Genomic DNA, 20,265 nt, shown 5'->3' on the forward strand with positions numbered 1-20,265 from the left:
AAATAACCCAAAGTGTTTTAATATGAATTAAAGGTATAGATTATTATCTCTTAACTCCAAACAAATCTGCCCCACATTGCCCGCCCCTTGCGTGATAAGCAAATCATTGGCATGCAGAGTAACTTTTAGCACTTGAGCGATTTGCTCTTTATCAGCAACGCTTAGGACAATCGGCTCAACCTGTCCACGCTCACGCAAGGAGCGAGCCAAATCATCGCTTGTCGCCCCCTTAATCGGCTCTTCGCCAGCACTGTACACATCAAGCAAAATCAGTTTATCCACCTGCGATAAGACATTGACAAACTCACTAAAACAATCTCGTGTACGACTATAGCGGTGCGGTTGAAACATCATCACCAAACGGCGGTCGGGATAACTTTGGCGAGCCGCTTTAATGGTTGCTTGCACTTCGGCAGGATGATGGCCGTAGTCATCAATAAGCAAAACATCGCCCTCTTCATAACTTACCTTAGCCTGCTGTTCAAAACGCCGTCCCACGCCTGCAAATTTGCCCACCGCACGCACAATCGCTTCATCATCTACACCTTCATCAGTCGCAAGCGTGATTGCTCCCAACGCATTTAGCACATTGTGTTCGCCAGGAATATTTAGGGTTAAACGAAGTGGCTTTCGGTCTTTACGCAGTACCGTAAAATGCGTGCAAGTGCCATCCACCAACAAATCCACCGCTTGCACATCATTATGCTCTTGAAAACCAAAGGTCAATACAGGGCGAGCAATGTCATCAATCATGCCATACAGCTCTTTATCATCGCCACATACCACCGCCAAGCCATAAAAGGGCATATTGTGCAAAAACTGAATATAGGCCTGCTTTAATTTCTCAAAGCTGCCATCATAGGTATCCATATGGTCTTCGTCAATATTGGTAACGATACATGCCATCGGTCGCAAACTCAAAAAAGACGCATCAGACTCATCCGCTTCTGCCACAAGGTAACGACTACTACCCAAAGACGCATTCTTACCAGAAGCATTTAATTTGCCACCAATCACATAGGTCGGATCAAGCCCAGCTTCGGTCAGCATCATGGTGAGCAGACTGGTGGTCGTGGTCTTGCCATGTGCTCCAGCGACTGCGATGCTATGGCGATATCTCATCAGTTCGCCAAGCATATCAGCACGGCGAACCACAGGCAAGCGAGCTTGCAAAGCCGTTTGAATCTCAGGATTGGTTTTGTCAATGGCAGATGACACCACAAGCACATCGGCATTTTTGATATTTGATGAATCATGTCCGATAAAAACCGCAATGCCCAAACTCTCCAATCGCTTGGTAACAACACTTTCTTTGATGTCTGAGCCTGTAACCGTATAGCCTTGATTGGCAAGCACTTCAGCAATCCCACACATACCCGCCCCACCAATGCCAACAAAGTGGATAGTGTTAATCCGTCTCATCTCAGGTATTTCAATCAGTTGCTTAGGTAGAGTCTTGACATTGGTTGAATTTGGCATAATTTTTCTCTTTTTGGCTATCAAATAAGGTTGGTCAGTCATTTTATCTTGATAATTTTATTTAGACAAATTTAATTTATTTAAACGAATTTAAACAATCATCTGAGCAGGTTTACAATAGCCACATATATTTAAAATTGTTCAAAAAGCAAGAATGGTCCATTTATTCAAATATGACGATTTAATAAAGGGCAAGTTACACCCCATCAAGCTCATCTAATGGCGTATTTATCTGCAATCTAAGTTTTTAAAATCAAAAACGATAAGTATAAACCGCATGATTGATAATCCGACCATTGACATTTTCATTATTGGCGATAATACCACAAAACTCAAATCCCAATCGCTCAGCGACTTTTCGGCTTGGGGTGTTATGCTCACCTGCTTTGATATCCACCACAGCCATACCATAAATATTTTTAGCAATATCCATCATCGCACGCACTGCAAGAGTCATCACGCCACGCCCTTGATAATCTTGGTGTAGCCAATAGCCAATTTCTGCTTTTTTAAGATGATGATAAATATTATTTAAACTCACCGCCCCAATAATCTTATTATCATGGATAATATGGGTATGAATAGCCTTGTCATCAGCATACTGATGCAAGGCAAATTTAACAAACTCACCATAACTATTTTCGCTAAAATGATTCGCCCAAGGTAGCCATTTTCCCAAATATTCTTTTTGAGCATTGACAATATCAGCCATCTGACTAGCAAATGATGAATGCACCAAGGTTAGGCTTAATTCGTCATCAATTTCATAATAAAACATTTTATTAGTCTCTTAAAATTAACCAGATTATTCTTTAATCACACGCTCCACAATATCCGCCACTTGTTTGGTGGTGTCCGCCTTAGCAAAAGCTCGGGCGTTATTTGCCATATCTAGGCATTGCTTACGGTCAAGACTACCCAAAATCTTTGCCAATCTTTCGCCTGATAGTTCATTTTGGGGCAATAAAATCCCTGCTCCATTATCGGTCAAGGTTTTGGCATTAAAAGTTTGATGGTCATCAACCGCAGTTGGCAAGGGAATAAAAATGGGTGCAATACCCACACTGGCAATCTCACTCACTGTCAATGCTCCAGCACGACAAACAATCACATCCGCCCACGCATAAGCCGCTGCCATGTCATCAATGAATGGCAATACCTCAAAGACATGAATACTGGTATCAATCCCTGCTTGTGAATAAGCAATTAACATATCGTCATGATGGTTCTTACCACATTGATGTTTGATGGTTAAAGGCTTATCAGATAACCTTAACAATGCCACCACTGCATCATTAATCGCCTTCGCTCCCAGTGAACCACCCACAACCAGCACTTTTAGCGAAGAGACATCACTTACATCATAGCGTAAGTGCGGTGGTGCCACCTGAGTAATATCAGCACGCACAGGATTGCCCACCGTTATCAATCTCTCGCCAAAACCACCATTGAACGCCCCATCAAAAGCCTGTAGCACTTTATCGGCATAGCGAGCTAGGTTCTTATTGCTCATACCAACAATGGCATTTTGTTCATGGATGATGAGTGGTTTTTTGGCGATTTTTGCTGCCAGACCGCCAGGTGCAGTAACATAGCCACCAAAGCCCATCACCACATCGATGTGGTGCGTCTCAATAACTTTTTTGGCATTCATCACTGCCTTAAAGAGCATCAATGGCAGCTTGACCAAACGAGCAATCCCTTTGCCACGCAGACCTTGCATCTGCACATGATGCATCTGATAGGCATGCTTTGCCACCAACTCGTTTTCCATGCCTGTAGGCGTACCCAACCAATGTATCGTTGCACCCCGTTTGGCAAGCTCGTCTGCCACCGCCAATGCAGGAAAAATATGTCCGCCTGTGCCTGCTGCCATCATCAAAATATTCATAAGCATTCAATCTTTTTAAGTTCTAATATACAGAAGATAATACCTCTAGGTTAATTTGGTATTTTGAAACAAAATGTCAATAAATACAAGAAAAATTTATACGCCTTACAATTTTTCATCAAATATGTATCATTAAGACAGCTTCCCCACCAAATCACCAAAATGATACCAATATCGACCTCATCTTATCCTAATATCCGTCATTGCAAAAATCAATAAACAAAACTGCACAAATGTCATTAAAAAAGAGCGAATGACCGCCCTTTTAGAAACAAATCAGCCAATTTTATTAGCCAACCAAACTCTCAATAAACGACACAAAATCCACCGCAATCTGCGTCCCACATTGATCATCTATCTCACGCACGCAAGTTGGGCTGGTTACATTAATTTCGGTGATAAACCCACCAATGACATCAAGCCCCACAAAGTACAAACCCTTTTTCAAAAGAATGGGGGCGACTTCATTGGCAAGTGCTCGTTCACGCTCGGTTAGCGGCATCGCTACGCCAGTTCCGCCTGCTGCCAAGTTACCCCGAGTTTCACCTGTCATTGGAATGCGTGCCAAGCAGTAATCCACCACCTTGCCACCAACAATCAAAATGCGTTTATCACCCTCTGTAATGGCAGGAATGAACTTTTGTGCCATGATTGGCAAGCTCTCATTTTGTGTCAATAACTCCAAAGTCGCCCCAATGTTAGGACTATCCGTCATCAAACGAAAAATCCCCATGCCCCCCATGCCATCAAGTGGCTTAACAATCACATCATGATGTGTTTTAATAAACTCACGAAGATGTGATTGTTTTTGACTGACGACCGTTGGCGTCATCAGGTGAGGAAACTGAGTGGCAAAAAGTTTTTCATTGCACTCTTTAACACTTGTTGGATCGTTAACCACCAACACCCCTGCTCGTTTGGCAAAATCCAACAAATACAACGCATACAAAAATCTCATATCAAAAGGCGGATCTTTACGCATTAAAATCACATCAAAATCAGTCTCTTTGACGGTGTTTTTATCGCCCAGTTCATAAAAGTTGTCAGGGTTTTTAAAAACTTGTAATGATTGACAATCAATCATCAATTCGCCATTATTGAGCCATAAATCACCAATTTGACAATAATTTAAAGAATGATTTTTATCGCTAATCGCCCACGCCATTGCAAGGGTAGAGTCTTTTTTGTAGTTAATGGAAGCGATGTCATCCATAATAACCAAAAAATTTAATGTTTTCATCAATTACACCCCATATTCTTGGCGGTAGGCTTGCATTTTCACCAAGCACTCACTTTCGCCCTTATCTTGCAAAAATGCAATAATATCATCAATATCCACTAAAGAAAACACAGGTACACCAAAGTCATCTTTAATCTGCTGTACCGCCGAACGCCTATCCTGACCACATTCTTTACGGTCAAGTGCGATAACAATCCCAGCAAGGCTCGCTCCTGCATTCTTTAAAATCTCAACCACTTCTCTCACCGCTGTTCCTGCAGTCATCACATCATCTATGACCCACACCGCCTTACCAGACAAATCTGCCCCAACAAGATTTCCTCCCTCACCATGGGTTTTGGCTTCTTTGCGATTATAACCCCAATCAACATCAATACCATGCGAACGCCACAGCGTTTGTGCTGTCGTTGCCACAAAAGGAATACCCTTATATGCCGCCCCAAAAATTGTGGGGTTCTTGTCCTTTAGTTCATTTGCCAAGATACTAGCATAACCATTTGATAGCATGTCCAACGCCTTACCATTTGATAACAGACCTGCATTAAAAAAATAGGGACTAACCCGTCCTGATTTTAGGATAAACTCACCAAACTTTAAGACACCGCAATCAAGCAAAAGCTGAATAAACTCATTTTTATCAAACATAAAAACTCCAAAAATCTAAATCCAAGAACATTGTACCTTGTTTTGGGTTATTTTACCCTAATTTTGCCAAATTTATACAATAAAAAACGCACCAACATGGGTGCGTTTTTTATTATATGGCATAAACCAAAGATTAGCCTTGAGCTGCAGCTTGAGCTGCAGCAACTTCAGCAGCAAAGTCTTCTTGCTTTTTCTCAATGCCTTCGCCAACTTCTAGACGCTTAAAGCTAATGACGGTTGCATTCTCAGCTTTTAACACATCACCAACTTTCTTATCATTATCAATAACATAAGGCTGATTAAGCAAAGTAACTTCATTTAGGTACTTTTGAACACCACCGGTAATCATTTTTTCAATTACCGCTTCTGGTTTACCTGATTCTTTCGCTTTAGCTTCAATGATATCTTTTTCACGAGCCAAAATGTCAGCAGGCACACCTTCTTCATTAACTGCTAATGGGTTAAAGGCAGCAACTTGCATGGCAACAGCTTTACCAAGCTCTTCTGAACCACCTTCATAAGAAACAACAACACCAATACGCAGACCGTGACGGTAAGCAGCTAGGTTTGCACCTTCAATAACTTCGGCACGACGAATTTGGATATTTTCACCAATTTTTTGTACCAAAGCCACACGAGCCTCTTCTACACTAACACCAGCTTCGTACTCTAAACCAGAAATGGTTTCTACATCTGTAGTGTTGTTTGCCAAGGCTAATTCAGCAACTTTATTAGCAAATGCGGTAAAGCTTTCGTCTTTCGCAACGAAATCAGTTTGGCAGTTTACTTCTAGCAACAATGCTTTGCCAGTAGTTTGTGCAATGATGATAGCTCCATCAGCAGCGATATTACCTGCTTTTTTGGCAGCCTTAGCTTGACCTGATTTGCGTAGGTTGTCAATAGCAAGTTCGATATCGCCACCTGCTTCTTCTAGGGCTTTTTTACATTCCATCATGCCCAAGCCAGTACGCTCACGCAATTCTTTAACCAGTGATGCAGAAATTTGAGTCATGGTAATTACCTTTTTACAATTCAATTAAAATAGCAACAATCACAGTGATTGTGGGCAAATTTATCAAAAAAGGCGTGAACGATACTACAGACATTCACGCCTTTACAATAATCTTTAGTGATTATTCAGCTTGCTCGGCGTTGGCTTCTTGAGCTTGCTCACCGCCCTTGCCTTGGGTTTTGGCATACTCTTTGCCAGCAATGATAGAGTCCGCCATTGCAGTTGCGTATAGGCTTACTGCACGGATAGCATCGTCATTTGCTGCGATGACATAGTCAACATTGTCAGGATTAGAGTTAGTATCAACGATACCGATGACTGGAATACCAAGATTTTTTGCTTCTTTGATGGCAATGGCTTCATGGTCCACATCAATAACAAACAATGCGTCAGGTAGCCCACCCATCTCTTTAATACCGCCTAATGCACGCTCCAGCTTCTCCATATCACGAGTACGCTCAAGTGCTTCACGCTTAGTCAGTTTAGCGAAAGTGCCATCTTCAGCCTGCTTTTCAAGCTCTTTTAGGCGAGTGATAGACTGACGAATGGTTTTCCAGTTAGTTAGAGTACCACCTAACCAACGATGATCAATGTATGGCATACCAGCACGCTGTGCTTGCTCACGAATAACACCACTTGCCGCACGCTTAGTACCAACAAATAGAATTTTATTGCGATTAGCAGCTTGTTGGTTAGCAAAGTTCAATGCTTCATTGAACTGCTTAACAGTATGTTCAAGATTGATGATATGAATGCCGTTGCGAGCACCAAAAATGTATTGATTCATTTTTGGGTTCCAGTAACGAGTTTGGTGACCAAAGTGAGCACCAGCTTCTAGCAAATCACGCATTGAAACTTGAGTAGAATTTGACATATTAAATCCTTAAAAAAGATTGGGTTACGCCTCCACGAAAGTAAAATACCGAATCTATGTGCACGCATTCACTAATACTAGCAAATTAATCAAGCCCATAAACACCCCGATATTCCATGCTTAAAAGCAACCTTCATGTGTGTATTGTTGAAATAAATTATCTATCTAAAAATAGACGAATAATTATAACAAATAATATATATTAAATCAATACTTTAATTTTAAGGCATTACAGATAAAGACTTGCACCCTGCCGGACTATATTCTGCATCAACATCAGTAGCACAACTCCAAACACCTTTATTATCACGCGTCCAAATGATTTTTTTGTTATGTAGCATGCTTGCAGCATCCTGACCTAGAACAGCTTCAATTTTTGATGTATCGCTCAAACTTACCGTCAATCCCGACTGCCCTGTTTGAGCATGAGTATCGCCACCAGCAGAGGTCATGCCACTATCCGCAATCAAGTTGCTTTTTGTCCAACCCAATTGACATTCACTACCTTTACTACCCTGCAATAGGCAGATATCCACCGAACTTCGCAGCTGGCTAATTTCCATTGTAACACGACTTACTTGTGCAACAGCAATGCGACTTTGAAACTGAGGAATTGCGAACATTGCCAGCACACCAATAATCACAATAACAATCAATAATTCAATTAAGGTAAATCCTTTTTGATTAATCATACTTCACTCTCATGAATATAAAATAATGACATTATCTTAACTTCGAACCCATAAGTCAACCCCCCAAACATAAACCCCCCACATCTTCCAATGTGAGGGGTTTGAAATAAGATGCTGACGATGACCTACTCTCACATGGGCGAACCACACTACCATCGGCGCTAAGACATTTCACTTCTGAGTTCGGGAAGGGATCAGGTGGTTCCATCTTGCTATTGTCGTCAGCGTAAAAGGATTAACAACGCTGTATGAGTCTGTTTTTTTATTTTTATTCAAGATTGATTCAAGCTTGTTAGGTAAAATCTTTACACTTACTTATACAACACATGAAATGGTTTTAAACCACTTGGGTGTTGTATGGTCAAGCCAAACGAGCAATTAGTATTGGTTAGCTACACATGTCACCATGCTTCCACACCCAACCTATCAACGTCGTAGTCTACAACGGCTCTTTAGGGAAATCTTATCTTGAGGTGGGCTTCCCGCTTAGATGCTTTCAGCGGTTATCCCATCCGAACGTAGCTACCCGGCAATGCTTCTGGCGAAACAACCGGAACACCAGAGGTTCGTCCACTCTGGTCCTCTCGTACTAGGAGCAGATCCTCTCAAATTTCCAACGCCCACGGTAGATAGGGACCGAACTGTCTCACGACGTTCTAAACCCAGCTCGCGTACCTCTTTAAATGGCGAACAGCCATACCCTTGGGACCTGCTTCAGCCCCAGGATGAGATGAGCCGACATCGAGGTGCCAAACACCGCCGTCGATATGAACTCTTGGGCGGTATCAGCCTGTTATCCCCAGAGTACCTTTTATCCGTTGAGCGATGGCCCTTCCATACAGAACCACCGGATCACTAAGACCTACTTTCGTACCTGCTCGACTTGTGGGTCTCGCAGTTAAGCGCGCTTTTGCCTTTATACTCTTTGAACGATTTCCGACCGTTCTGAGCGCACCTTCGTACTCCTCCGTTACTCTTTAGGAGGAGACCGCCCCAGTCAAACTACCCACCATACATTGTCCTCGATACTGTTATATCTAAGTTAGAACCCCAACATAACCAGGGTGGTATTTCAAGGTTGGCTCCATGGCAACTGGCGTCACCACTTCAAAGCCTCCCACCTATCCTACACAAGTTAGGTCAAAGTTCAATGTAAAGCTGTAGTAAAGGTTCACGGGGTCTTTCCGTCTAGCCGCGGGTACACAGCATCTTCACTGCGATTTCGATTTCACTGAGTCTCTGCTGGAGACAGCGCTGCCATCATTATGCCATTCGTGCAGGTCGGAACTTACCCGACAAGGAATTTCGCTACCTTAGGACCGTTATAGTTACGGCCGCCGTTTACTGGGGCTTCGATCAAGAGCTTCGCTTACGCTAACCCCATCAATTAACCTTCCAGCACCGGGCAGGCATCACACCCTATACGTCCACTTTCGTGTTTGCAGAGTGCTGTGTTTTTAATAAACAGTTGCAGCAGCCTGGTATCTGCGACTGCCAACAGCTCAAAGAGCAAGTCTTATCACCATCGGCAGCGTACCTTCTCCCGAAGTTACGGTACCATTTTGCCTAGTTCCTTCAGCAGAGTTCTCTCAAGCGCCTTGGTATTCTCTACCTGACCACCTGTGTCGGTTTCGGGTACGATTTGTTTATGACTATCGCTTAGAAGCTTTTCCTGGAAGCATGGTATTTGCCACTTTGCCAGTAAACTGGCTTGCTATCAGATCTCAGTAATAGTCTAGCGGATTTGCCTACTAAACCTACCTACATCCTTCCACCTGGACAACCAACGCCAGGCTGACATAACCTTCTCCGTCCCTCCATCGCATCATAAACAAGTATTGGAATATTAACCAATTTCCCATCGACTACGCCTTTCGGCCTCGCCTTAGGGGTCGACTCACCCAGCCCCGATTAACGTTGGACTGGAACCCTTGGTCTTCCGGCGTGCGAGCTTTTCACTCGCATTGTCGTTACTCACGTCAGCATTCGCTCTTGTGATACCTCCAGCATACCTTACGATACACCTTCACAGGCTTACACAACGCTCCCCTACCACTTAATTGAAACAATTAAATCCGCAGCTTCGGCTCCTAGTTTGAGCCCCGTTACATCTTCCGCGCAGGCCGACTCGACTAGTGAGCTATTACGCTTTCTTTAAATGATGGCTGCTTCTAAGCCAACATCCTAGCTGTCTGTGCCTTCCCACATCGTTTCCCACTTAACTAGGAATTTGGGGCCTTAGCTGGCGGTCTGGGTTGTTTCCCTCTTGACGACGGACGTTAGCACCCGCCGTCTGTCTCCCGGATAGTACTCATCGGTATTCGGAGTTTGCATCGGTTTGGTAAGTCGGTGTGACCCCCTAGCCGAAACAGTGCTCTACCCCCAATGGTATTCGTCCGAGGCGCTACCTAAATAGCTTTCGGGGAGAACCAGCTATCACCGAGTTTGATTAGCCTTTCACCCCTATCCACAAGTCATCCCCTGGCTTTTCAACGACAGTGGGTTCGGTCCTCCGGTGCCTGTTACGGCACTTTCAACCTGCTCATGGATAGATCACTCGGTTTCGGGTCTATACCCTGCAACTAAGACGCCCTATTAAGACTCGGTTTCCCTACGGCTCCCCTAAACGGTTAACCTTGCTACAGAATATAAGTCGCTGACCCATTATACAAAAGGTACGCCGTCACGGAACAAGTCCGCTCCGACTGCTTGTATGCACACGGTTTCAGGTTCTATTTCACTCCCCTAACAGGGGTTCTTTTCGCCTTTCCCTCACGGTACTGGTTCACTATCGGTCAGTCAGGAGTATTTAGCCTTGGAGGATGGTCCCCCCATCTTCAGACAAGATTTCACGTGTCTCGCCCTACTTAATATGTCTCATAAACAGTTTCGCATACAGGACTATCACCTACTATGGTTGGCTTTCCCACGCCATTTTGCTACTGTAAATTTGATCGGCTCCTCCCCGTTCGCTCGCCGCTACTTGGGGAATCTCAATTGATGTCTTTTCCTCGGGGTACTGAGATGTTTCACTTCTCCCGGTTTGCCTTCTATCCAAAGAATAGAATACCTATCTTATGATAGGTGGGTTTCCCCATTCAGAAATCGCCGGGTCACAGGATATTGCCACCTCACCGACGCTTATCGCAGGCTATCACGTCTTTCATCGCCTCTGACTGCCAAGGCATCCACCATGTGCACTTCATTACTTGACCATACAACCCCAAGGGGTCTTATGGGTAATGTGTAACGATTTACCTATGTTTACGCTTGATTCAGTTCTCTTTACTTTATCCAATCACCTTCTATAAAAGAAGTGGAGTGTGATTGGAATGGTTAATTATTTGTTGGAATTAAATAATTAACCCAGACTCATATTTTCGTTGTTAAATAATGATATGAACTTCGTCAGTTCATAAAGTTAAAGCATAAATAAGAAATCTCTTATCAAATTGCTTATGTATGCTTTTGATGTTTAAATATGGTGGAGTTAAGGAGAGTCGAACTCCTGACCTCCTGCGTGCAAGGCAGGCGCTCTACCAACTGAGCTATAACCCCAATATGGTGGGTCTAATAAGACTTGAACTTATGACCCCCGCGTTATCAACACGGTGCTCTAACCAACTGAGCTATAGACCCGTTTTAAACATCTTACTAAAGAACAACTTGTTGTGAATTCTTGCTAATCAGATAATATCGTTAAGGAGGTGATCCAGCCGCAGGTTCCCCTACGGCTACCTTGTTACGACTTCACCCCAGTCATCGACCCCACCGTGGTGATCGCCCTCTTGCGTTAGGCTAACCACTTCTGGTGAGATCAACTCCCATGGTGTGACGGGCGGTGTGTACAAGGCCCGGGAACGTATTCACCGCAGCATTCTGATCTGCGATTACTAGCGATTCCGACTTCATGGAGTCGAGTTGCAGACTCCAATCCGGACTACGATAGGCTTTTTGAGATTGGCATCACATCGCTGTGTAGCAACCCTTTGTACCTACCATTGTAGCACGTGTGTAGCCCTGGTCGTAAGGGCCATGATGACTTGACGTCGTCCCCGCCTTCCTCCAGTTTGTCACTGGCAGTATCCTTAGAGTTCCCGACTTAAATCGCTGGTAACTAAGGAAAAGGGTTGCGCTCGTTGCGGGACTTAACCCAACATCTCACGACACGAGCTGACGACAGCCATGCAGCACCTGTATCAGAGTTCCCGAAGGCACTAAGCTATCTCTAGCGAATTCTCTGTATGTCAAGACCAGGTAAGGTTCTTCGCGTTGCATCGAATTAAACCACATGCTCCACCGCTTGTGCGGGCCCCCGTCAATTCATTTGAGTTTTAACCTTGCGGCCGTACTCCCCAGGCGGTCTACTTATTGCGTTAACTGCGTCACTAAGTCTTCAAGAGACCCAACGACTGGTAGACATCGTTTACGGCGTGGACTACCAGGGTATCTAATCCTGTTTGCTACCCACGCTTTCGAACCTCAGTGTCAGTATGATGCCAGGAAGCTGCCTTCGCCATCGGTATTCCTCCAGATCTCTACGCATTTCACCGCTACACCTGGAATTCTACTTCCCTCTCACCTACTCTAGCCACCCAGTATCAGATGCAGTTCCCAGGTTAAGCCCGGGGATTTCACATCTGACTTAAGCAGCCACCTACGCTCGCTTTACGCCCAGTAATTCCGATTAACGCTTGCACCCTCTGTATTACCGCGGCTGCTGGCACAGAGTTAGCCGGTGCTTATTCTGTGGGTAACGTCAGGGCTAGCTGGTATTAGCAACTAGCTTTTCCTCCCCACTTAAAGTGCTTTACAACCAAAAGGCCTTCTTCACACACGCGGCATGGCTGGATCAGGCTTTCGCCCATTGTCCAATATTCCCCACTGCTGCCTCCCGTAGGAGTCTGGGCCGTGTCTCAGTCCCAGTGTGGCTGATCATCCTCTCAGACCAGCTACAGATCGTCGCCTTGGTAGGCCTTTACCCCACCAACTAGCTAATCCGACTTAGGCTCATCTATTAGCGAGAGCTAAAAGCCCCCTTTCTCTCGTAAGACGTATGCGGTATTAGCGTAAGTTTCCCTACGTTATCCCCCACTAATAGGCAGATTCCTAAGCATTACTCACCCGTTCGCCACTAATCTTCTCTAGCAAGCTAGAGCGTCATCGTTCGACTTGCATGTGTTAAGCCTGCCGCCAGCGTTCAATCTGAGCCATGATCAAACTCTTCAGTTTAATCTTTCTAAGTAACCCATTAAGTGGGTCAATCTTGGCTCATTTATTACTAGCAAATTTGCTCATCGTGTAAATGAATTAACTTTGAGTATTTTTGCTTGATAAATGATAATTTTTGTATTATCTTGTATTAGCAAAAATCCACACAAGTTGTTCTTTAGTTTGGATTTTAAATAGTGTCATTCGTTGTCGTCCAGCGAATGAGTGCGTATTATACGCTGTTTTTATTTGGTGTCAAGCTTTTTTTAAAAATTTTTAAAGTTTTTTTGAGATTTGTTAATTCTCGTCTCAAATTTTTTAACTTATTGAATTTAAATAAGTTTTTTATGACTTGCTGTGCTTGAGTGGTGGGTATTATACAGGGTTTTAACAGGGTGTCAACGACTTTTTTTGAAATTTGATAAAAAAATCATAAATATTTTGTATATTATTGATTTTTAATAATAAAATATTCAATACCATCTTGCTGTCATCGCCTTCTTTATCAGATTTAATTATTGACAAGAGTTTTTCATCTGTACAACTTAAATCAGTGCTCTAGCTTAAGCAGTAATGAACTCAATTTTATCATCACCAAACTTCATATTAAGTATAGCTATTCAATTTTTAGGTATACCGACTCATACGACCGATGGGCACTGCTAAACTAAAACTGCTACTTTAAATTTTAGGATTGTGGCATGATTAAATGATTAGGTTTGGCTACTGGTTTAAATATCAATAATTATTCCCTGCCGCCACCTTAAGAGAACAATAAATGAAAAAGCCCATACAGAGATAGGGGGTTTTTTATTGTATCAAAATAAAAACAATGACAGTTCTAGGTAAAATCAACCCAAACTACTGGCATGATAATTGATATGGGCAATCTTTAAAATATTAACTCAAAAAACAGCTTTCACCCTTATAACTTAGAATGAGCATTTCTCTTAAAAGTCGTCCAAAATCCTGACAAAGCATAAATCATACCAATGGCAAGTATGCCAACAGGAATGTCATACAACACTACACCCATGACCAGCACACCCACAATCAGGGCGACAAAAGGAACTTTTTGGCGGTCAAATTCTTTGAAGCTGTAATATTTGACATTACTAACCATTAAAAGCCCACAAATAACCGTCCACACTGCACAGATGGCGGTCAATAATGAAGTAAAAGCCTCACCATGATCTTTAAAGACCAACACACTAGCAGCAACCAAAATCGCCGCCAAAGGACTTGCCAATCCGATGAAGTACTTCTTATCCACCGATCCGATTTGCACATTGAATCTGGCAAGACGAAATGCTGCACAAGCTGAGAACACAAACGCAGACGCAATTCCAATCCGTCCTAACTCATGCAAGGCGAAATGGTACATAAGAATGGCAGGGGCAAGCCCAAAAGCAATACAATCAGCCAGACTATCTAGTTGCTCACCAAAGGGGCTTTGGGCATTTAACATTCGAGCAGCTCGCCCATCCATACCATCCAAGATGGCAGATAGGAAAATGGCAAAACATGCTTTCTCAAAGCGTCCTTCGCTACTGGCAATGATGGAAAAAAACGCCGAAAGCATGGACGCAGTGGTAAATAAATTTGGTACAAGGTACACACCACGACTGACCTTTTTTTGGTTACTGGATTGTTCAGCATCTACCGCCTCTAGTTCCACCACCTCAAAAGTAATGCCATCATAATCATCATGGGTGTTCTTTTTGGATTGAGTATTTGTCATGATTTTTTTTGTTTAAAGAGTTGTTTTATTCACCCACTAGCCATTTAACCACCGCCATCTCATCAAGGCTCATGGCAGGTGCATCTGCAGGTTTTAGGATTGGAGCAAGCGTTTCTAAAATAGCTTTGGCGTGTTCGTCGAATTGCCAAGGCGGATTGATGATATGAAGCCCTGTGCCATTCATGCCTACTGCCACATCATTAGGGTATAGGTTTAGCTCACAAACAAGCTGACGGCGGATTTCGGTGCGTTTCATTTTTTTATAGAACAACTCTACCGCTTCTTTGTTCTTGATGGGATACCACAGCACAAATGTTCCTGTGGAAAATTTTTTGTGGCTTGCCACCAGTAAATCTACCAAACGGCTAAAATCTTTATGTTCCTGCTCAAAAGGTGGGTCTAGTAAGATAACGCCCCGTTTTTCTTTTGGCGGTAATACAGCAGGCACACCCTCAAAGGCATTGCGATGATGGATACCGATAGGGAGTTGGTAGAGTTGGTAATTTAAGGCATCGTACTCATCTGCCACCGCCTCAAAAGCTTCGACACGCAAGGGTGCATTACTTGAATGGTTCAAGGCATGATTAGCAATCCACCAAGGCGACCCTGGATAGACATGCTTATCGTAAGTTTTGCGAGCAATGTCAAGGTCTAATAGATACTGAGCGATGGCTTTTGGTGGCGTAGTAAGATTGGTATTTTCTAAGGTACGAATACCTCTATCAGCTTCACCTGTTTTGGTTGCCTCTACACCCTCCAAAGAGTACAGCCCACGCCCACCATAGGCGTCAAGCACATAAAAAGGTTTGGCCTTGGCACTAAACTGGGCGAGAATCTGTAATAATAAAATATGCTTGGCAACATCAGCAAAGTTGCCAGCGTGATAGGCGTGTTTATAATTCATGATAAAATTGCGTGTTATTTCAAATAACTTATGGTAGCATAACTCACGATTTTTGGCTATTTTTATTTATTATGACCGCTTTCTATGCCGATTGGCACACCCTAATTGACCCCAAATTAGACGACTTTATTACCACAGGCACGATGGTGCTTGACAATGTCTTTGACAAAGATGGCTTAACCCTCTTACAAAATGAAAGTGGCTTTATAGAATATAAAGAAGCAAAGCTTACCCATGGCGAACGAGCAAGTGCCATTCGTGGCGATAGTATTCGCTGGATTGACGAATCTTGCCCTGTGGGTATGGCATATCTTGCAACAATTGATGAACTTGGGCGATATTTCAACCAAACCTTGTATGCAGGCATTCGTTCTAGCGAAGCTCATTATGCGTGCTATCCGTCAGGTTTTGGCTACAAATGGCACTCAGATAATCCTAAAGGACGAGATGAGCGAGTGATTTCTGCGGTATTTTATTTAAATGACAACTGGGCAGCTGACGACGGTGGTCACATCACGGTTGTAGATAAAATCGGTCAGACAAGACAGCTTCTGCCACAACTTAATCGTCTTGTGGTGTTTGACAGCAATCTATTACATCAAGTGGAAATCACCAACCGCACACGGTTTTCTATCGCTACTTGGCTTCGGCGTGATGATAGGCTCTGATGAGTACGATAAGTAAATAGCAGTGCATCATGCTTTATATTATAATCACCCTATTATTTGGGCAGGTTCATTTGTTGCGGGACAACACACCACGCCCTACCCGTCTTTGACTGGCTTGTCAAACCAAGGGGTAGTTCCACCCCTTAGCTAAAATCTCATCGCACCGCCTAAGAAAAAACCTCTAAAAATTCATACTTAGCGATACGCTGACATTTCTCCCCTGCTGTGGCACAAAAGGCAGAAACGAGTTGTGAACATAGATTTTTTCATTAAGCAAATTGTTGGCACGAACCGACCAAGTATAACCCACCTGCCCTTTATACCCATGATAATCCAAGCCCAAATTTAAAAGGTTGTAGCCTTTTGTGGCATGCTCACTGATATAAATGGGACAAAGTTTGTTGCGTCCTGCGTTATGATAGGGGCATTCGCTGTCGTATTTGGCGGCGACAGACTCTGATGTGCGTTTTTGGACAAAGACCTTGCTAAACTCCAAAGACGACGACCAATTACCGTGTTCGCCATTGATACGAAATCCAAGACGGTCAGGCGACATTCTAGGAGCGTGGCGGTCAGGGCGTGTGATGGTCTTTTGACCGATGATGGGGCGTTTGTAGATGGCACACTCTTCTTCATAATCTGGGTGCGTTCTGCTCCACCCACACTCCTCTGGGTCTTCGTAGCCAACCAGCTGTCTGTCGCCATAGATATTACCCACAAAAATCGGCTCAAAGTCATACAATCTGCCACGCACTTTATCGCCAAAGACTGCTACTTTATAATTGGGGTTCACTTGATAGCCGACTTCAAGCTCCGCCCCACGAATCTTAGCTTTGGACTGGGTGTAGCGTCTCATCGCAAGGTTGCCGACCTTGTAGAGATTTTCTGGGTGAATAAAGTTATCAAAATTATTGCCATAGACACTGCCTTTGATATGCCATTTATCGCCTTTGAAGTTTAGACCAAGTTCTAAGTTATCCGATTTTTCCTTATCCAAGTTTTTGTTACCAAACATAAAGGAATTGGTCGCCAAATGCTTGCCGTGATAATAAAGCTCCATCGGGCTTGGTATGCGTTCGTTATGCGAATAAGTGGTATCAAGGCGAAGCTTTGGTGTGATGTCGTACAAGGCGGTAATGGCGTAGGATTTAGCGTTTTGCTTGTAGGTCGTCAAATCAGGATACTCTTGGCGAACCGCTCGCCCATAGCGTTTTAGAGTGTGGTCAATCTCATCTAGGTCATAATGCACAGGGATTTTGGTGTTTTCAAAACGATAGCCAGTCTCTAAAGTGAGCTTGCCAAACTTGGCATTGGTCAAGGCAAACAGCCCCAATGATTTTTGGGTGTTCTCTACCAGAGGTCGGCGGTTTTCTGACTTTTCTTTAATGCTAGGGATTAGGGCGTGCGTGCGGTTTTGGGCGTAGTCAGCTCCCCATACCAGACCGTATTTGTCTTTAATGCTGTGATGAAAGCTTAATTTGCCCAGATAAGCATCATTGCCATAATAAACAGGATTGCCCTGCACAAACCGCTCTTTGCTCCCTGTCATAATGGGCTTGCCTTCGTCAAACTCAGTGTGCTTGTAATTGGTGTAGCCTAAATTTAGCTTGACTTTGTCTAGCCAGTTAAATGGCTGATTCAGCTCGCCTTGAATACTTGTGGAGCTTGACCGCATTTCAAGCCAAGGGGCTTTGTGATGATGGTCGTGCTTATGTCCATAGACATGGTCGTGGCTGTGGGCGGGGTCAGCTTCATGGTCGTTGCCGCAGTGGAAATGGAGCGAATCAAGCATGTCGGTGTCGTCCATCAGGTGCGGATAAATCGTCAAATAGTGGCGACCTCGCCCAAGTTTGTTATGAGGGTCGATGACATGGGCAGCACATTCGTCATATTTATGATTGTGTCCCACAAGCCCATAGTTCTCACGGCGTAGGGTATGGGCAATCCCCAGATGACCTTTGTCGCCGATGTAGGATAAGCCTATGGTGCTGGCTTTGGTGTTGTTGTACGAATCAGGCAGATACTTTAAGGTCTCGCCGTCAAACTTGATGGCAGGGACATTGTAAGGATTGGCATCTCTTGCCAGACCCTCCACACGCATCGCCAAACGGCTACCTAGCGGAAAGGCAAGCGAGCCTGTAATGAGCTTTTCGTCCGAGCCTGTGGTATAGCGAAACAAAGACTCGCCCTCCACGCCAGACGGCAGACGGCTTGGTACTTTGCCGTCTATCACATTGATGACCCCAGCAGGCGAAGCGTTGGCGTGCATAAGCGTACTTGCCCCACGCACAAGCTCCACACGACTGGCAAGTAGCGTATCCACCGACACGGCGTGGTCAGGACTGATGTTTGACATATCCGCCACACCCAAGCCGTTGTTTAAGACCTTGACACGCACACCCTCTTGCCCACGCACAACAGGAGCGGATGCACCACCCCCAAAAGGATTAGAATGAACACCTAGCTCGCCTGTTAGGGCATTGCCTAGCGTGGCTGAACGCTGCTGCAACTTAGACTTAGATATAGTGGTGTCAGAAGCCTTTTGGTTGCCAGAAAAAGCACTCCCTGATAGCAAAGTCTTATTTAATGCGACCACCATGGGATCTAATGCCACACTTGGTTCATCATGCAAAATCTCATCGGCATAAACCACCTGTGTTAACAGTGTCAGTATCGCCAGTGGTAAAGTCTTTCGTTTCATCATGTTGTTGCTCCTGTACGCCTGTATTATAATCATATTATAACATAACAATTCTTAATAAGAATACACCTTTAGCAATATTTTATTAAACTTCCATGCAAAAACCGCACCAATATTATGGTGCGGTTTGGCTAAGCAATCAAACCTAACTAAAAATTAGTTATAACCTGCTTTTTTCATCAGCATGATGGCCTTTTGTTGGTTTTGACCAGCAACAGCGACATTGATGAAGTCCTGCTTAAAACTTCCCCAACGAGATACAAGTGGTGTGGCACTTACACGAGCATTGGCAGGATACTCAAAATTACGGTCGGCATATAATTTTTGAGCTTCTGCACTTGATAGCCATTCGATGAATTTTTGAGCCTCGGCTGGGTTTTTGCTGTGTTTTAGTACACCCGCACCAGAAACATTGACATGCGTACCTTTACCGCCTTGATCAGCGAAGAATACTTTAACATTATTTGCAACGGCAGGCGTTTTATTGATCAAACGACCATAGTAATAAGTGTTGGCAATACCCACATCACAGCGACCTGCATTGATTGCTTCTAATAATGCCGTATCATTAGAAAATGGCGTGGTTGCTAGGTTATTCACCCAACCTTTAACGACACGCTCAGTTGTTGCTTGACCGTGATTGGCAATCATGGTTGCTACCAATGATTGATTGTACACATTATTAGAAGTGCGTAGACATAACCTACCTTTCCATTTTTCATTAGCTAGATCAGCATAAGTTGAAAGTTGGCTTGGGTTGACAGTCTTGGCATTATAAAAAATGGTACGAGCTCGCACTGACAGACCAAACCATTGGTTATTAGCAGCTCTTAGGTGTGATGGAATGTTATTTTTTAGTGCAGTGGAATTGATTGAACGAAGTAGTCCCATTTGTGAAGCTTTCCACAAATTTCCTCCATCAACAGTAATCAGCACATCACCTTTGGTATTTTTACCCTCAGCTTTAATCTTTGCCATCAATGGGCCATCTTTATCATTAACCAGTGTAACTTTTGTGCCTGTTTTGGTTTGGTATGCCTGCACAATCGGTTTTAAAAGCTCGTCAGCACGAGATGAATAAACCACCAATTCGCTAGCAAATGCTGGTAGTGCCATCAATACAGTCACCTGAGCGGTCAAAATTTTTTTTAACATAAACTCGTCCTTCTTTAAAAAAGCCAATCTAATGGCATACATTAAAATAAAA

At 43.7% G+C, this 20,265-nt stretch carries 13 protein-coding genes, 2 tRNA genes and 3 rRNA genes; 1 reads left to right on the top strand and 17 read right to left on the bottom strand.

Annotation, left to right across the window (positions count from 1 at the left end):
* Window positions 1–27: 27 nt before the first annotated feature.
* The 15 genes from murC to L3D27_RS08575 form a co-directional block, all read right to left on the bottom strand.
* On the bottom strand, window positions 28–1,479 hold the full coding sequence (gene murC / locus L3D27_RS08505; protein WP_284673259.1) for a UDP-N-acetylmuramate--L-alanine ligase: 1,452 nt from the start codon (window positions 1,477–1,479) through the stop codon (window positions 28–30).
* Between the two features lie 253 nt (window positions 1,480–1,732).
* On the bottom strand, window positions 1,733–2,257 hold the full coding sequence (locus L3D27_RS08510; protein ID WP_373627619.1) for a GNAT family N-acetyltransferase: 525 nt from the start codon (window positions 2,255–2,257) through the stop codon (window positions 1,733–1,735).
* Window positions 2,258–2,284: 27 nt separating this feature from the next.
* Complete coding sequence (gene murG / locus L3D27_RS08515; protein WP_432480922.1) at window positions 2,285–3,370, bottom strand: undecaprenyldiphospho-muramoylpentapeptide beta-N-acetylglucosaminyltransferase; 1,086 nt, start codon at window positions 3,368–3,370, stop codon at window positions 2,285–2,287.
* Window positions 3,371–3,659: 289 nt separating this feature from the next.
* Entirely contained in the window at window positions 3,660–4,610 is a 951-nt protein-coding gene (gshB, locus tag L3D27_RS08520) for a glutathione synthase (protein WP_373627616.1), read from the bottom strand.
* 3 nt (window positions 4,611–4,613) lie between these two features.
* Window positions 4,614–5,255, bottom strand: a complete 642-nt coding sequence (gene pyrE / locus L3D27_RS08525; protein ID WP_373627614.1) for an orotate phosphoribosyltransferase — start codon at window positions 5,253–5,255, stop codon at window positions 4,614–4,616.
* Window positions 5,256–5,388: 133 nt separating this feature from the next.
* Window positions 5,389–6,267: a translation elongation factor Ts gene (gene tsf / locus L3D27_RS08530; RefSeq protein WP_373627613.1), complete on the bottom strand. Its 879-nt coding sequence runs from the start codon at window positions 6,265–6,267 to the stop codon at window positions 5,389–5,391.
* A 121-nt stretch (window positions 6,268–6,388) separates the two neighbouring features.
* Entirely contained in the window at window positions 6,389–7,141 is a 753-nt protein-coding gene (gene rpsB / locus L3D27_RS08535; RefSeq protein ID WP_284673265.1) for a 30S ribosomal protein S2, read from the bottom strand.
* A 221-nt stretch (window positions 7,142–7,362) separates the two neighbouring features.
* On the bottom strand, window positions 7,363–7,833 hold the full coding sequence (locus tag L3D27_RS08540) for a pilin (protein WP_284673266.1): 471 nt from the start codon (window positions 7,831–7,833) through the stop codon (window positions 7,363–7,365).
* Window positions 7,834–7,945: 112 nt separating this feature from the next.
* Window positions 7,946–8,059 (bottom strand): 5S ribosomal RNA (rrf, locus tag L3D27_RS08545).
* 131 nt (window positions 8,060–8,190) lie between these two features.
* Window positions 8,191–11,048, bottom strand: a 23S ribosomal RNA gene (locus L3D27_RS08550).
* Window positions 11,049–11,315: 267 nt separating this feature from the next.
* A tRNA-Ala gene (locus L3D27_RS08555) sits at window positions 11,316–11,391 on the bottom strand.
* Window positions 11,392–11,395: 4 nt separating this feature from the next.
* A tRNA-Ile gene (locus L3D27_RS08560) sits at window positions 11,396–11,472 on the bottom strand.
* 61 nt (window positions 11,473–11,533) lie between these two features.
* Window positions 11,534–13,065, bottom strand: a 16S ribosomal RNA gene (locus tag L3D27_RS08565).
* Together the 16S, 23S and 5S rRNA genes with 2 tRNA genes alongside form the textbook arrangement of a ribosomal RNA operon.
* Window positions 13,066–13,969: 904 nt before the next feature.
* Window positions 13,970–14,785 (bottom strand): CDP-diacylglycerol--serine O-phosphatidyltransferase, encoded by an 816-nt coding sequence (gene pssA / locus L3D27_RS08570; protein ID WP_284673267.1) that lies wholly within the window; start codon window positions 14,783–14,785, stop codon window positions 13,970–13,972.
* Between the two features lie 25 nt (window positions 14,786–14,810).
* Window positions 14,811–15,689 (bottom strand): 23S rRNA (adenine(2030)-N(6))-methyltransferase RlmJ, encoded by an 879-nt coding sequence (locus L3D27_RS08575; protein WP_432480923.1) that lies wholly within the window; start codon window positions 15,687–15,689, stop codon window positions 14,811–14,813.
* Between the two features lie 71 nt (window positions 15,690–15,760).
* Between L3D27_RS08575 and L3D27_RS08580 the strand changes: the two genes are divergently transcribed.
* Window positions 15,761–16,357 carry a 2OG-Fe(II) oxygenase gene (locus L3D27_RS08580; protein ID WP_373628335.1) on the top strand — a complete coding sequence of 199 codons (597 nt, stop codon included), beginning with the start codon at window positions 15,761–15,763 and terminating at the stop codon, window positions 16,355–16,357.
* 181 nt (window positions 16,358–16,538) lie between these two features.
* On the opposite strand, the gene L3D27_RS08585 is transcribed toward L3D27_RS08580, so the two are convergent.
* A complete protein-coding gene (locus tag L3D27_RS08585) occupies window positions 16,539–19,061 on the bottom strand; it encodes a TonB-dependent receptor (protein WP_432480924.1) in 2,523 nt (840 codons plus the stop codon).
* Window positions 19,062–19,214: 153 nt separating this feature from the next.
* Entirely contained in the window at window positions 19,215–20,213 is a 999-nt protein-coding gene (locus tag L3D27_RS08590) for an extracellular solute-binding protein (RefSeq protein WP_432480925.1), read from the bottom strand.
* Between the last annotated feature and the right edge of the window lie 52 nt (window positions 20,214–20,265).

It is taken from the genome of Moraxella sp. ZY200743 (assembly GCF_050885545.1).
Lineage (GTDB): Bacteria > Pseudomonadota > Gammaproteobacteria > Pseudomonadales > Moraxellaceae > Moraxella > Moraxella haemolytica.

Excerpts from the sequence above, each read along its gene's own strand:
- L3D27_RS08510 (WP_373627619.1), bottom strand. The coding sequence starts at position 2,257 with ATGTTTTATTATGAAATTGATGACGAATTAAGCCTAACCTTGGTGCAT.
- L3D27_RS08590 (WP_432480925.1), bottom strand. The coding sequence starts at position 20,213 with ATGTTAAAAAAAATTTTGACCGCTCAGGTGACTGTATTGATGGCACTA.
- L3D27_RS08575 (WP_432480923.1), bottom strand. The coding sequence starts at position 15,689 with ATGAATTATAAACACGCCTATCACGCTGGCAACTTTGCTGATGTTGCC.
- L3D27_RS08585 (WP_432480924.1), bottom strand. The coding sequence starts at position 19,061 with ATGATGAAACGAAAGACTTTACCACTGGCGATACTGACACTGTTAACA.
- L3D27_RS08540 (WP_284673266.1), bottom strand. The coding sequence starts at position 7,833 with ATGATTAATCAAAAAGGATTTACCTTAATTGAATTATTGATTGTTATT.
- pyrE (WP_373627614.1), bottom strand. The coding sequence starts at position 5,255 with ATGTTTGATAAAAATGAGTTTATTCAGCTTTTGCTTGATTGCGGTGTC.
- murC (WP_284673259.1), bottom strand. The coding sequence starts at position 1,479 with ATGCCAAATTCAACCAATGTCAAGACTCTACCTAAGCAACTGATTGAA.
- rpsB (WP_284673265.1), bottom strand. The coding sequence starts at position 7,141 with ATGTCAAATTCTACTCAAGTTTCAATGCGTGATTTGCTAGAAGCTGGT.
- murG (WP_432480922.1), bottom strand. The coding sequence starts at position 3,370 with ATGAATATTTTGATGATGGCAGCAGGCACAGGCGGACATATTTTTCCT.
- pssA (WP_284673267.1), bottom strand. The coding sequence starts at position 14,785 with ATGACAAATACTCAATCCAAAAAGAACACCCATGATGATTATGATGGC.
- L3D27_RS08580 (WP_373628335.1), top strand. The coding sequence starts at position 15,761 with ATGACCGCTTTCTATGCCGATTGGCACACCCTAATTGACCCCAAATTA.
- gshB (WP_373627616.1), bottom strand. The coding sequence starts at position 4,610 with ATGAAAACATTAAATTTTTTGGTTATTATGGATGACATCGCTTCCATT.
- tsf (WP_373627613.1), bottom strand. The coding sequence starts at position 6,267 with ATGACTCAAATTTCTGCATCACTGGTTAAAGAATTGCGTGAGCGTACT.